Origin of the sequence: Variovorax paradoxus, from assembly GCA_016806145.1 — a bacterium.
Taxonomy (GTDB): Bacteria; Pseudomonadota; Gammaproteobacteria; order Burkholderiales; family Burkholderiaceae_C; genus Variovorax.
Genome location: CP063166.1, coordinates 3,753,017 through 3,766,439, shown reverse-complemented (window position 1 = coordinate 3,766,439; position 13,423 = coordinate 3,753,017). Strand labels below are relative to the sequence as shown.

At 69.3% G+C, this 13,423-nt stretch carries 13 protein-coding genes; 8 read left to right on the top strand and 5 right to left on the bottom strand.

Annotated features, from left to right (window positions below; genetic code table 11):
- The first annotated feature begins 40 nt into the window (after window positions 1-40).
- A complete protein-coding gene (fumC, locus tag INQ48_17630; GenBank protein ID QRF55239.1) occupies window positions 41-1,438 on the top strand; it encodes a class II fumarate hydratase in 1,398 nt (465 codons plus the stop codon).
- Window positions 1,439-1,558: 120 nt separating this feature from the next.
- Here the strand turns inward: fumC and INQ48_17625 are convergent, their stop codons facing one another.
- Window positions 1,559-2,176: an NAD(P)-dependent oxidoreductase gene (locus INQ48_17625; protein QRF55238.1), complete on the bottom strand. Its 618-nt coding sequence runs from the start codon at window positions 2,174-2,176 to the stop codon at window positions 1,559-1,561.
- 123 nt (window positions 2,177-2,299) lie between these two features.
- On the opposite strand from INQ48_17625, the gene INQ48_17620 reads away from it, so the two are divergent.
- Window positions 2,300-3,217 carry a LysR family transcriptional regulator gene (locus INQ48_17620; protein QRF55237.1) on the top strand — a complete coding sequence of 306 codons (918 nt, stop codon included), beginning with the start codon at window positions 2,300-2,302 and terminating at the stop codon, window positions 3,215-3,217.
- 7 nt (window positions 3,218-3,224) lie between these two features.
- On the opposite strand, the gene INQ48_17615 is transcribed toward INQ48_17620, so the two are convergent.
- Window positions 3,225-3,851, bottom strand: coding sequence for a YqhA family protein (locus INQ48_17615; protein QRF55236.1), 627 nt, complete (start codon window positions 3,849-3,851; stop codon window positions 3,225-3,227).
- 173 nt (window positions 3,852-4,024) lie between these two features.
- On the opposite strand from INQ48_17615, the gene acs reads away from it, so the two are divergent.
- Both acs and INQ48_17605 read left to right on the top strand, forming a co-directional pair.
- The gene (gene acs, locus INQ48_17610; protein QRF55235.1) at window positions 4,025-6,022 is read left to right on the top strand and encodes an acetate--CoA ligase; all 1,998 of its coding nucleotides are present in this window, start codon (window positions 4,025-4,027) and stop codon (window positions 6,020-6,022) included.
- A 150-nt stretch (window positions 6,023-6,172) separates the two neighbouring features.
- Window positions 6,173-6,676 carry a LapA family protein gene (locus tag INQ48_17605; GenBank protein QRF55234.1) on the top strand — a complete coding sequence of 168 codons (504 nt, stop codon included), beginning with the start codon at window positions 6,173-6,175 and terminating at the stop codon, window positions 6,674-6,676.
- Window positions 6,677-6,688: 12 nt separating this feature from the next.
- Here the strand turns inward: INQ48_17605 and INQ48_17600 are convergent, their stop codons facing one another.
- Window positions 6,689-6,994, bottom strand: coding sequence for a c-type cytochrome (locus INQ48_17600; protein QRF55233.1), 306 nt, complete (start codon window positions 6,992-6,994; stop codon window positions 6,689-6,691).
- Window positions 6,995-7,118: 124 nt separating this feature from the next.
- On the opposite strand from INQ48_17600, the gene INQ48_17595 reads away from it, so the two are divergent.
- The 3 genes from INQ48_17595 to INQ48_17585 all read left to right on the top strand — a co-directional run bounded on the left by INQ48_17595 (window position 7,119) and on the right by INQ48_17585 (window position 9,715).
- On the top strand, window positions 7,119-7,373 hold the full coding sequence (locus INQ48_17595; GenBank protein ID QRF55232.1) for a TIGR04438 family Trp-rich protein: 255 nt from the start codon (window positions 7,119-7,121) through the stop codon (window positions 7,371-7,373).
- Window positions 7,374-7,389: 16 nt separating this feature from the next.
- Window positions 7,390-7,929 carry a DUF3592 domain-containing protein gene (locus tag INQ48_17590; protein ID QRF55231.1) on the top strand — a complete coding sequence of 180 codons (540 nt, stop codon included), beginning with the start codon at window positions 7,390-7,392 and terminating at the stop codon, window positions 7,927-7,929.
- A 91-nt stretch (window positions 7,930-8,020) separates the two neighbouring features.
- Complete coding sequence (locus tag INQ48_17585) at window positions 8,021-9,715, top strand: SMI1/KNR4 family protein (GenBank protein ID QRF55230.1); 1,695 nt, start codon at window positions 8,021-8,023, stop codon at window positions 9,713-9,715.
- 13 nt (window positions 9,716-9,728) lie between these two features.
- Here the strand turns inward: INQ48_17585 and ilvD are convergent, their stop codons facing one another.
- Window positions 9,729-11,423 carry a dihydroxy-acid dehydratase gene (gene ilvD / locus INQ48_17580; GenBank protein ID QRF55229.1) on the bottom strand — a complete coding sequence of 565 codons (1,695 nt, stop codon included), beginning with the start codon at window positions 11,421-11,423 and terminating at the stop codon, window positions 9,729-9,731.
- Between the two features lie 110 nt (window positions 11,424-11,533).
- Here ilvD and INQ48_17575 point away from each other — a divergent pair, with 110 nt between their 5' ends.
- A complete protein-coding gene (locus INQ48_17575) occupies window positions 11,534-12,490 on the top strand; it encodes a LysR family transcriptional regulator (protein QRF55228.1) in 957 nt (318 codons plus the stop codon).
- Here INQ48_17575 and INQ48_17570 read toward each other — a convergent pair.
- Window positions 12,438-13,409: a LysR family transcriptional regulator gene (locus tag INQ48_17570; protein ID QRF55227.1), complete on the bottom strand. Its 972-nt coding sequence runs from the start codon at window positions 13,407-13,409 to the stop codon at window positions 12,438-12,440. The genes INQ48_17575 and INQ48_17570 overlap by 53 nt on opposite strands.
- Window positions 13,410-13,423: the final 14 nt, after the last annotated feature.

Below are 13,423 nucleotides of genomic sequence, written 5' to 3'. Positions count from 1 at the left end.
AAGCGGGCGCACCCACTTCCAAGACTGCGGAGCTTTTCTCATGACGACTTCCCCCAACACCCGTGCCGAGCGCGACACCTTCGGACCGATCGACGTGCCGGCCGACAAGCTGTGGGGCGCGCAAACGCAGCGCTCGCTGCAGAACTTCGACATCTCGGGCGAGCAGCAGCCGCGCGAGATCATCAAGGCCCTGGCCCAGGTCAAGCGCGCATCGGCCGTGGTCAACCACGCGCTGGGCCTGCAGGACGAGAAGAAGACCAACGCCATCGTCGCCGCGGCCGACGAGGTCATCGCCGGCAAGCACCCGGGCGAGTTCCCGCTGGTGGTCTGGCAGACCGGCTCGGGCACGCAGACCAACATGAACGTCAACGAGGTGCTGGCCAACCGCGCGAGCGAACTGCTGGGCGGCGAGCGCGGCGAGGGCCGCCTGGTGCATCCCAACGACGACGTGAACCGCAGCCAGTCGAGCAACGACGTGTTCCCGACCGCGATGCACGTGGCGGCCGTCGAGGCCATCACGCACAAGCTGCTGCCGGCCATCGCCAAGCTGCGCGGCACGCTCGAGCAGAAGTCGAAGGACTTCGCCGACATCGTGAAGATCGGCCGCACCCACCTGCAGGACGCGACGCCGCTCACCCTGGGCCAGGAGTTCTCGGGCTACGTGGCGCAACTGGCGCATGGCGAGGCGCATGTGCGCGCCGCGCTGCCGCACCTGAGCGAACTGGCGCTCGGCGGCACGGCCGTGGGCACCGGCCTCAACGCACCCAAGGGCTATGCCGAGCAGGTGGCGGCCGAGCTCGCGAAGCTCACCGGCCTGCCGTTCGTGACCGCGCCGAGCAAGTTCGAGGCGATGGCCAGCGTCGATGCGCTGGTGCACGCCCACGGCGCGCTCAAGACGCTCGCGGCCAGCATGAACAAGATCGCCAACGACGTGCGCTGGCTCGCGAGCGGCCCGCGCAGCGGCATCGGCGAACTGAGCATTCCCGAGAACGAACCGGGCTCGTCGATCATGCCGGGCAAGGTCAACCCGACCCAGAGCGAGGCCGTCACGATGCTGGCCGCGCAGGTGTTCGGCAACGACGTCGCCATCAACATCGGCGGCGCCTCGGGCAACTTCGAGCTCAACGTGTTCCGCCCGATGGTGGCCCACAACTTCCTGCAGAGCGTGCGCCTGCTGGCCGACGGCATGGTGAGCTTCAACGACCATTGCGCGGTGGGCATCGAGCCCAACCGCGAGCGCATCACCGAGCTGGTGCAGCGCTCGCTGATGCTGGTGACCGCGCTCAACACGCACATCGGCTACGACAAGTCGGCCTACATCGCCAAGAAGGCGCACAAGGAAGGCACCAGCCTGCGCGAGGCCGCGATCGCCTCGGGCCACCTCACGGCCGAGCAGTTCGACCAGTGGGTGGTGCCGGAGAACATGACGGGCCGCTGATGCGGCGATGGGGCCCGTATTTCGTGGGGGCCGCCGCGCACGGCCGCCCGAAGCGGCCGGCCCGCCCCCGGTAGGGGGTTGGCGAAGCGACACGAAGTGCGCGCAGCCTGGGGGCGAGCTTTAGTACCCGATCGTGTAGCGCTGGCGCGAGTGCGCCGGCTTCTCGAGCTCGTCGATGAAGGCGATCGCGTAGTCCTCGAACGTGATCCAGCTGCGGCCCTCGGCGCTGACCAGCAGGTCGTTCTGGCCGAGGCGGAACTTGCCGGTACGTTCGCCTTCGACGAATTCGGCCGAGGGCGAGAGGAAGGTCCAGTCGAGTTCCTTCTCGGCGCGCAGCGCCTCGAGGAACACGCCGCCGGCCGAGGCCTCGGCCTTGTAGGCCTCGGGGAAGTTCGGCGTCTCGATGACCTTGAGGCCCGGTGCCGCGAACAGGCTGCCGGCGCCGCCGACCACCAGCAGGCGCTTCACGCCCGCGCGCTTCGCGGGTTCGATGATGGCCGCGGGCGGCACGGTCGCGAAATGGGCGGCGCTGAAGACGGCGTCGTGGCCGGCCAGTGCATTCTCGAGCGCGGCGCCGTCGAGCACGTCGAGGTCGACGGCCTTGACGTTGGCGCGGCCGGCGAGCTTGGCGCTGGCATGGCGCGCGATGGCCGTGACCGTGTGGCCGCGGCGCAGTGCTTCTTCGAGGAGGCGGCCGCCGGCGCGACCGGTGGCGCCGATGATGGCGATGTGGCTCATGGAGGACTCCTTGGAACGAGATGGGAAGAGCAATGGGAAGAGGGCGATGAGGCTTATCTTAGATTTCTCATTTCGAAAGAAATACCTCGAAATTCGCGCTTCTTTATTCCTAAAATCGTTCGAATGGACCGTCTCAACGCAATGCGGGTCTTCGTGACCGTGGTCGACGCGGGCAGCCTCTCGGCCGCCGCCGACAAACTCGACATGTCGCGCCCCGTGGTCACGCGCTACGTCGCCGAGCTCGAGCAATGGACCGGCGCGCGGCTGCTGCATCGCACCACCCGGCGCCTGAGCCTCACGGCCGCGGGCGAGGAGCTGCTGCCGCGCTGCCGCCAGGTGCTGGAGCTCGCGGGCGACATGCAGGCCGCGGTGCGCCATCCGGCCGAGGCGCCGCGCGGGCAGTTGCGCATCACCACCGGCACCTCGTTCGCGCAGGCGCAGCTGGCCGACGCGATCGCCGACTACGTGCGGCTCTACCCGGGCGTGATGGTCGATCTGGTGCTGCTCGACCGCACCGTGAACCTGGTCGACGAGCGCATCGACCTCGCGATCCGCACCGCGGCCGAGATCGATCCCAACCTGATCGCGCGCCGGCTCACGGACTGCCGCTCGGTGGTCTGCGCCTCGCCGGCCTACCTGGCCGAGCACGGCACGCCGCAGCGAGTGGACGAACTCGCGCAGCGCAACTGCCTCACGCATTCCTACTTCGGCCACAGCCTCTGGAGCTTCACGCGCAAGAGCGACGGCGCGCCGGTATCGGTGGCCGTGGACGGCAACGTGTCGGCCAACGACGCGGCCAGCCTGATGGGCCTGGCGCGCGCGGGCGCGGGCATCGCGATGCTGCCGACCTACCTGACGGCGCAGCTCGTGCACGGCGGGGAGCTGGTGCCGCTGTTCCCCGATTTCGAGCCGCAGGTGGTGGGCATGTACGCGGTCTACACCTCGCGCAAGCACATGCCGGCCACCTTGCGCACCATGCTCGATTTCCTGGCGCAGCGCTTCACCGAGGTGCCGGCCTGGGACCTGCCGCTGGCGGCCTGAACGACGCTCAGTGGTCGGCCGGGGGATGCGCCATCAGGCGGTCGGTGAAGGCGATCGCCATGGCCGAGAGCAGGAAGGCGACGTGGATCACCGTCTGCGCGATCAGCACCTTGTCGGTGTAGTTGTCGGCGTTGATGAAGGTCTTGAGCAGGTGGATCGAGCTGATGCCGATGATGGCGGTGGCCAGCTTGACCTTGAGCACCGAGGCGTTCACATGGCTCAGCCACTCGGGCTGGTCGCGGTGGCCCTCGAGGTCCATGCGGCTCACGAAGGTCTCGTAGCCGCCCACGATCACCATGATCAGCAGGTTCGAGATCATCACCACGTCGATCAGCGCCAGCACCACCAGCATGATCACCGTCTCGTTGAGCGCGGCCACCGGCGCCGTGGTCTTGTAGCCGATGCTGTTGATCAGCGCCTGCAGCGCGGTCTGGCTGCCGAACGCGGCCTCGACCAGGTGCAGCAGCTCGACCAGGAAATGCACCACGTAGACCGCCTGCGCCACGATCAGCCCCAGGTACAGCGGCAGCTGGAGCCAGCGGCTCGCGAAGATCAGCCGTGGCAGCGGGCGCAGCGGGGAGGTGCGGGCGTGAACGGGCATGTTCCGGGGATCGAAGGGGTCGGGGGAGGACATCGAGGGGGCGTGTGTGACGGGGAGCGAGATTCTAGGGGTGTCCCGGTGACGCACTCGTGATAACCCCCCGCTCTAACATCGGGGGTCCGTCAGCAGCACGCCGATTCGGCGTCAGTGGCCCGTAAGTGGTCGCGCCGACATTACGGCCGCAATTCATCCAGGAGACACGAGACATGAGCAGCGCATCGAAGAACATTGAATCCGTCCTGGTCGAGAACCGCGTGTTCCCGCCCGATGCCCGCGCCACGCAAGGCGCACGCATTTCCGGCATGGCCGCCTACGAGGCCCTGTGCAAGGAAGCGGAGGAGGACTTCGAAGGCTTCTGGAGCCGCCAGGCCAAGAGCCACCTGCAGTGGACGAAGCCCTTCAGCAGGATCCTCGACGAATCGAACGCGCCGTTCTACCAATGGTTCGGCGACGGCGAGCTCAATGCCAGCGCCAACTGCCTCGACCGCCACATCGGCACGCCGGTCGAGCACAAGACCGCCATCGTCTTCGAGGCCGACGACGGCACCGTCACCCGGGTCACCTACAAGGAGCTGCTCGCGCGCGTAAGCCAGTTCGCCAATGCGCTGAAAGCCTCCGGCATCCAGAAGGGCGACCGGGTCATCGTCTACATGCCGATGACGGTCGAGGGCGTGATCGCGATGCAGGCCTGCGCGCGCATCGGCGCCACCCACAGCGTGGTGTTCGGCGGCTTCTCGGCTAAGGCGCTGCAGGAACGCATCATCGACGCCGGCGCGGTCGCGGTCATCACCGCCAACTTCCAGCTGCGCGGCGGCAAGGAGCTGCCGCTCAAGGCCATCGTCGACGATGGCATCGCGCTCGGCGGCTGCGAGTCGATCAAGACCGTGTTCGTCTACGAGCGCACGCCCTCGGCCTGGCACCGCGTCGAGGGCCGCGACAAGACCTTCGCCGAAGCGCTCAAGGGCCAGAGCACCGAGTGCGCGCCCGAGCCGGTGAACGCGGAACATCCGCTGTTCATCCTCTACACCTCGGGCTCCACCGGCAAGCCCAAGGGCGTGCAGCACGCCACCGGCGGCTACCTGCTGTGGGCCAAGATGACGATGGACTGGACCTTCGACATCCGTCCCGAGGACGTGTTCTGGTGCACCGCCGACATCGGCTGGATCACCGGCCACACCTACGTCGCCTACGGCCCGCTCGCGGCCGGCGCCACGCAGGTGGTGTTCGAGGGCATCCCGACCTTCCCGCACGCGGGCCGCTTCTGGCAGATGATCGAGAAGCACAAGGTCAGCGTGTTCTACACCGCGCCCACCGCGATCCGCTCGCTGATCAAGGCGGCCGAGGGCGACGAGAAGGTGCACCCGAAGAACTGGGACCTCACGAGCCTGCGCATCCTCGGTTCGGTCGGCGAGCCGATCAATCCCGAAGCGTGGATGTGGTACCACCGCAATATCGGCGGCGAGCGCTGCCCGATCGTCGACACCTTCTGGCAGACCGAGACCGGCGGCCACGTGATCACGCCGTTGCCGGGCGCCACGCCGCTGGTGCCGGGTTCGTGCACCTTGCCGCTGCCGGGCATCATGGCCGCGATCGTGGACGAGACCGGCAAGGACCTGCCCAACGGCGCGGGCGGCATGCTGGTGATCAAGCGGCCCTGGCCCTCGATGATCCGCACGATCTGGAACGACCCCGAGCGCTTCAAGAAGAGCTATTTCCCCGAGGAGATGGGCGGGACGATCTATCTGGCCGGCGATGGCGCCGTGCGCAGTGCCGACCGCGGCTACTTCCGCATCACGGGCCGCATCGACGACGTGCTCAACGTCTCGGGCCACCGGCTGGGCACGATGGAGATCGAGTCGGCGCTGGTGTCCAAGACCGACCTCGTGGCCGAGGCCGCGGTGGTGGGGCGCCCCGACGACGTGACGGGCGAGGCGGTGTGCGCCTTCGTGGTGCTCAAGCGCGCGCGCCCGACCGGCGAGGAGGCAAAGCAGATCGCCACCGAGTTGCGCAACTGGGTGGCCAAGGAGATCGGGCCGATCGCCAAGCCCAAGGACATCCGCTTCGGCGACAACCTGCCGAAGACGCGCAGCGGGAAGATCATGCGGCGGCTGCTGCGCAGCATCGCCAAGGGCGAGGCGATCACGCAGGACACGTCCACGCTCGAGAACCCGGCGATCCTGGAGCAGCTGTCGCAAACGAATTGATCGACGCGGCACTCCTGCTGTAGGACAGGGGCGTCTGTACCGGTCCGAGCGCCGGGCAGGCCCCTTCGCTGAGGTAAAACCGCTGGCACCACCGCGCGCCTCGAAGCGCGCGGGTTCCCAACGTGTTAGATCTTTCCGAAGGAGGCCCCCATGGGCGTGAGATCCGCTTTCCTGTTCGTCATCGTGCTGCTGATCGCGGCGCTGGCCGCGCTCAACTGGGGCACGCTGGCCACGCCCACCGACGTGTGGCTGGGCTTCATGACCGTCTCGGCGCCGCTGGGCCTGATCATGCTCGGGCTCACCGTGGTGCTGGCGGCCTTCTTCCTGGTCTACGTGCTGTACCTGCACAGCTCGGTGCTGATCGAGACCAAGCGCCACACCAAGGAGATGCAGGTGCAGCGCGACCTCGCCGACAAGGCCGAGGCCTCGCGCTTCACCGAACTGCGCAACTTCCTGCAGACGCAGGAGAACCAGCACATGGCGCAGAACGCCGAGCGCCAGACGGCGCTGCTGGCGCGCATCGACCAGCTCGAGGCCGCGGTGCGGCTGCGTTCGGAGCAGTCCGACAACACGCTGGCCGCGCACATCGGCCAACTCGAGGACCGGATCGAGCGCCGGCCTTCGCTGCCCGTGGACATCGAGCCACGGATCTGAGGACGCGCCGTCCTACTTCGTCGACAGGATCCAGGCAGCGAGCTTCTTCGCGTCGGCTTCGCTGACCTGGTTGTTGGCCGGCATCGGCACCGGGCCCCAGACGCCCGAACCGCCCTTGATGATCTTGCCGGCCAGCATGTCGGCCGCGCCCGCGTTGTCCTTGTACTTGGCCGCCACGTCCTTGAACGAGGGGCCGAGCACCTTGCGCTCGACCGCATGGCAGCTCATGCAGTTCTTCGAGGTGGCCAGCGCCAGGTCGGCGAAGGCGGGGGCTGCCAGGCCGAGGGCCAGGGACGCGAACAGCAGGGCTCTTTTCATGGGGGTCGGATTCTCTGTTTATGTAAGGGCTGAGTTACATTCGATGGCTCAACGCGACGATTGTAGGGAGCGCCGGGCACCGGCGTGCGACCGCATCGCGCGACACGACCCGGAGGGATTCGCGATGTGGTTTCTGGTGTTGGGCATCCTGGGCGTGGCCCTCAAATACTTCGAAGTCGGCCCGGTCGCCACCTGGAGCTGGTGGATCGTGCTGATTCCCTTCGCGCTCGCCATGGCCTGGTGGGCCTGGGCCGATGCCTCGGGCTACACCAAGCGCAAGGTGGTCGAGCGCGAGGATGCCCGCCGCCAGGCGCGCATCGACCGGCAGAAGACCAACATGGGCATGAAGACCGGCACCGGGCAGCGCCCGCGCCGCTGAGCGCGCACCGCACGGCATGGGCGACGAGGCGGTCGAGCACGCACTGAGCGTCTTCAAGTACGGGTTGATGGCGGGGCTGCTCGTGGGCGCGGCCCTGGTGGTCTGGCGCCGCCGGCTGCTGCTGGGCATCGGGCTCGGCGCGTTGGCGATCGCTGCCGCGGGGCTCTATGGCGCGGGCTCGATCGCGGTGCAGCGCGTCATCGCGATCGCGGACACCGTCGGCACGCAGGGCACGCTGATCGAACACATCGCGGAGCGCGGCACCGACAGCAAGGGCCGCACCACGGTGTCGCGCGCGCCGCTGGTCGAGTACATGGCGGCCGACGGCCGGAAGCTGCGCGTCAAGGGGCTTGGCGGCAGCGCGTCCGGCAAGCGCCCGGGCGATGCCGTCGCGGTGCGCTACAGCCCCGACGATCCGGCGCGCGCGCGCGTGGACGACTTCCAGAACATGTGGGGCATCGTCATCGCCTTCTGCGTCTTCTCGCTGCTGCCGTTGCTGGTCGGCCTGTTCTTCACGCGCATGGCGCTGCGCTTTCGCGGCCTGCCGGGCGCCTGAGCCTTTGGCCGACAGGCCGCGGCCGCCGCGCATGTGAGACTCGCCGCAGCGCGCCGTCGCATCGCGGCGCTCCACCGAGGGAGGATCGAGAATGACCACACGCATGCCATCGCGGGGGCTCGCGCCCGTGCTGCGGATCGCCTTGGGCTTGCTGATCGTGCTGGCGATGGGCGCGGCCGGCTGGCTGCATCGCTCGCCCTGGACCGTGCTGCTGGCGACGCCGCTGTTCACCGTGCTCTACGCACTCGGCAAATGGAATGCCTGGGCCCTGGCCTGGCGGCTCGGCGGCGCGAAGCGGATCGCGCTGTCGGCGCTCGTGACGCTGCCTATCCAGGCGGTGCTCGCGGGCGTGTTCTATCTGCTCGGGCTGGGCCTGAGCATGCTGCTGGCGCCCACCGCGCCTATCGCCGCGTTCTCGACTTCCGATGTTCAATGGGCCGCGGCGCTGTTCGTCGTGGCGGTCGCCGTGAGCGCGGCGATCATCCGGCTCGAGTCGCAGGCATCGCCCGCGGCACCCGAGCCTGTGCTCGGCACGTCATCGCCCGCGCCGGAGGCCGAGCCCGAACTCGACATCGACCCGACGCGGCTGAATCACTCCACCTTCTTCGAGTCCCCCGGCTACTGGCGCCAGAACGCCGCGCGCGAAGCGCTCGCGCAGCGCGGCACGCCGGTCGAGAAGCCGCCGTTCGCGGCCAGCGAAGCCATGCTCGCGGCCACCGAGGCGCGGCTGGGCTTTCGCCTGCCCGACACGCTGCGCCAGCTCTATGGCCGGATGAACGGCGGCTACGTCGGTTGGCTCTACGTGCCGTTGAAGCGCGATGCCGGCCCGTTCCACGACGACTGGCGCGGCGCTTTTTCCATCGACTATTCGAGCCTCGCGGCCGTGGAGAAGCTGCGCACCGTGGCCGAGCACTACGAGGACTTCACGCACGAGCCCGAGGACGTGCCGGCCGGCGCCGACAAGCTGGTGGTGCTGCAGGCCCGCTATGGCGACATGACGCTGCTCGACTACACGCGCGGGCCGCAGGCGCGGGTGCTGATCGTGGACTTCGACCGCCAGAGCGGCGTGGAGCCGGTCGACATCGCCTTCGAGAACTTCGACGATTTCTTCGCGGCGCTGCGGCGCGTACGCCCGGAGCGCGGTGTGGCGCGAACGGTCGCGCGCGATCTGGGCCCGCCGCTGGGCGAGGCACCGGCGGAATGGCGCGCGCCGATGTTCTGGGGCGAGGCGCAGCCTCACTTCTTCTACCTCAATGCGGTGCAGCGCAAGGACGGCTCCGAGCCGCAACTGGTGGCCGACGATCCGCTGATCGCGCAGACCGAGGCCCGGCTGGGCCTGCGGTTGCCGGGCGCGCTCGTGGTGCTGTGGCGCGTGAAGAATGGCGGCGGCGTCTCGTGCCGCTGGGTCGACATCGCCGACGGCGAAGGCCGGCCCTACAGCGAGGCGCTGCGCCACCTGATGCCGATGGAATACCTCGCGACGCTGGCCGAGCTGTCGGACCGCATCGTGTTCCCGCCGGGCGAAACGCCGTGGAAGCAGCGCTTCGATGCGCCGCATCGGCTCGTGGTGCTCGAGGCCGACCACGGCCGGGTGGTCATGCTCGACTACCGCGACAGCGGCGCACAGGCCCCGGCCGTGCTGGTCGTGGACGACCTGGACCGCGGCCCGCCGCGCGAGTTGCTGCGCTTCGGGAGCGTCGACGACCTGCTGGCGCGCCTGCGCCCGAAGTCCATTGGCTACGAGGACGTGGCGAAGCCGTGGCAGCCACCCGCCGCCACGGCCTGAACGCCGCCAGGCTTCAGAACTTGTCGAGCACCGCGCCTGAGCTCGCGCTCGAGGCGTTGAACGCGAACTTGGCCTGCACGCCGCGCGTGTAGCGCGGGGCCGGTGCCTTCCAGCCTTCGCGGCGCTTGGCGATCTCGGCCTCGGGCACGTTGAGCTCGAGCTTGAGCGCATGGGCGTCGATGGTGATCGAGTCGCCCTCGTTCACGAAGGCGATGGTGCCGCCGGCCGCCGCTTCGGGCGCCACGTGGCCCACCACCATGCCCCAGGTGCCGCCCGAGAAGCGGCCGTCGGTGATCAGGCCCACGCTCTCGCCGAGGCCCGCGCCGATCAGCGCGCCGGTGGGCGCGAGCATCTCGGGCATGCCCGGGCCGCCCTTGGGGCCGAGGTAGCGCAGCACCATCACGTCGCCGGCCACGATCTTGCCGTCGAGGATGGCCTTGAGCGCCGACTGCTCGTCGTCGAACACGCGCGCCGGGCCGGTGATGACCGGGTTCTTGAGGCCGGTGATCTTGGCGACCGCGCCTTCGGGCGACAGGTTGCCCTTGAGGATCGCCAGGTGGCCTTCGTCGTACATCGGCTTGTCGATCGGACGGATCACGTCCTGGTCGGCGCGCGGCACGTCGGGCACGTCCTTGAGCACTTCGGCGATGGTCTGGCCGCTGATGGTGATGCAGTCGCCATGCAGCAGGCCGGCGTTGAGCAGCACCTTCATGACCTGCGGAATGCCGCCGGCCTGGTGCAGGTCGACCGCGAGGTACTTGCCCGAGGGCTTCAGGTCGCAGATCACCGGCACCTTCTTGCGCATGCGCTCGAAGTCGTCGATCGACCATTCCACGCCGGCCGTGTGCGCGATCGCGAGGAAGTGCAGCACCGCGTTGGTGGAGCCGCCCGTGGCCATGATCACGGCCACCGCATTCTCGATCGCCTTCTTGGTCACGATGTCGCGCGGCTTCAGGTCCTTCTTGATCGCCTCGATCAGCACCTTGGCCGATTCCTTGGCCGAGTTGGCCTTCTCGTCGTGCGGGTTCGCCATGGTCGACGAATAGGGCAGCGAGATGCCGAGCGCCTCGAAGGCGCTCGACATGGTGTTGGCCGTGTACATGCCGCCGCAGGAGCCGGTGCCGGGGATGGCGCGCTTCTCGATCTCGTGCAGGTCCTCGTCGCTCATGTTGCCGGCGGCGTTCTGGCCCACGGCCTCGAACACGCTGACGATGTTGAGGTCCTGGCCCTTGTAGCGGCCCGGCAGGATGGTGCCGCCGTAGACGTAGATGGCGGGCACGTTGGCGCGCAGCATGCCCATCAGGCCACCGGGCATGTTCTTGTCGCAGCCGCCGACCACCAGCACGCCGTCCATCCACTGGCCGCCGACGCAGGTCTCGATGCAGTCGGAGATCACCTCGCGGCTCACCAGCGAATACTTCATGCCTTCGGTGCCCATGGCCATGCCGTCGGAGATGGTCGGGGTGCCGAACACCTGCGCGTTGCCGCCGGCTTCCTCGATGCCCGCGATGGCCGCGTCGGCCAGCTTCTGCAGGCCCGAGTTGCAGGGCGTGATGGTGCTGTGGCCGTTGGCGACGCCGACCATCGGCTTCTTGAAGTCGCCTTCCTCGTAGCCCATCGCGTAGAACATCGAGCGGTTGGGCGCGCGGCTCTTGCCTTCGACGATGTTGGCGCTGCGGCGATTGATCTGGATTGGCTTGGTGTCCATGGTGGGTGTCTCTTCGATCGTGGGGAGGGAAAACCGGGGAGCGCCAAGTATCGGACTTCTGATTGATTGCTTCCAATCCATTTTGGGAGCTTGATTGATATGCTTGGCATATGAATGAAAGCCTGATCGACCTGCGGGCCTGGCGCCAGTTCGTGGCCGTGGCCGAGGAGCTGCATTTCGGCCGCGCCGCCCAGCGCCTGCACATGACCCAGCCGCCGGTCACGCAGGCCATCGCCCAGCTCGAGAAGACCCTGGGCGTGGTGCTGTTCGACCGCACGCGGCGCCGGGTCGCGCTCACGCCGGCCGGCGAGGCGCTGCTGCCCGACGTGCGCGAGCTGTTGGCGCGCGCCCAGGCGCTGCCGGCGCGCGCCCGCGCGGCCGCGGCCGGGCAGGTGGGCCGGGTGCGCATTGCCTTCGTCTCGACCGTCGGCTTCGAGCAGTTGCCCGACTGGGTGCGCGAGTTCCGCGTGCTGTGTCCCGAGGTGGCGCTCGAGCTGGTCGAGGCCACGGGCGACGTGCAGCTCGAGGCCTTCGCGCGCGGCGAGATCGATGCCGGCCTGATGCTGCATTCGCCCGGTGCCGCGCCGCCGGGGCTGGCGCGGCTCGCGGTATCGCAGGAGCCGCTGGTGCTGGCGCTGCCGCAGCGGCATGCGCTCGCGAGCGCCGGGCAACTGCCGCTGGCCGAGGTGCTGGCCGAGCCGCTGGTGATCTTTCCGCGCCGCATCGTGCCTTCGCTGCACGACGCGGTCTTCGCGCTCTATCACGCGGCCGGGCGCGTGCCGCAGCTGGCGCAGGAGGCGATCCAGATGCAGACCATCGTCAACCTGGTCTCGGGCGGCATCGGCGTGGCCTGGGTGCCCGAGAGCGTCACGCAGTTCCGCCGCGCGGGCGTGGTCTACCGGGGCGCCGACGAGTTCGCGCCCGCGGGCCGGCGCCGTGCCGCGCCGGCGCTGCCGCGCTGCGAGACCAGCCTGGTGTGGCCGGCCGAGGCCGCCAACCCGGCGCTCGAGCGCTTCATCGCGTTCGTGCGGGAGCGCCAGCCGGCGGCCGCGCGCGGCGCGACGTAGCGGCGGAAGAGGGCGGCGGCCCGTCGAGGGCCGGGGCCAGCAGCGTCTCGAGCCAGCCCGCGAAGGCCTGCATGCGTCGCGACAGGTTGCGCCGGTGCGGAAACACCAGGTGCACCGGCAGCGGTTCGGCGCGCGCATCGGGCATGAGCTCGACCAGCTCGCCGGCCGCGAGGTGCGTTCGCACGTCGTACAGCGGGATCTGGATCAGCCCCAGGCCCGCGAGCGCGCAGGCGATGTAGGTCTCGGCGTTGTTGGCCGTCACCTGGCTGCGCATGCGCAGCGAGGCGGTCTCGCCGTCGCGCCGCCATTCCCAGGGCGCCGCGCGGCCGCTGGTCGGCGAGGCGTAGTTCACCGCCAGGTGCTGCGGCAGCTCGGCCGTCGTGCGCGGCGTGCCGTGCCGCGCGAGGTAGGCCGGGCTCGCGCAGTTGACCAGCGTGAAGTGGCCGAGCGGCCGCGCCACCAGGCTGCTGCTCGCCAGCGGTCCCACGCGCAGCGCGCAGTCCACGCCCTCGTGCACCAGGTCGACCGCGCGGTCGCTCGAGCCGAGTTCGAGCTCGAGCGCCGGATGGCGCGCGAAGAAGTCCGGCAGCGCGGGCGCGATCAGCAGCCGCGCGATGCGGCTGGGCACGTCGACCTTGAGCCGCCCGCCCACGCTGCCGTGCGAAGGCAGGAACTGCTGCTCGAGGTCGTCCATGTCGGCCACCAGCGCGCGGGCGCGCTCGAGCAGCACCTCGCCGTCGGGCGTGAGGCCCACGCGCCGCGTGGTGCGGTGGAGCAGCCGCGAGCCCAGCCGCGCCTCGAGCTGCTGCACCGCGGTCGAGATGGTGGCGCGCGGCAGGCCGAGCCGGTCGGCGGCGCGCGTGAAGCTGCCGGATTCGGCCACGCGCAGGAAGACCTGGAGGAGGTCGATGCGGTCCATGGAAGGGCACCGGC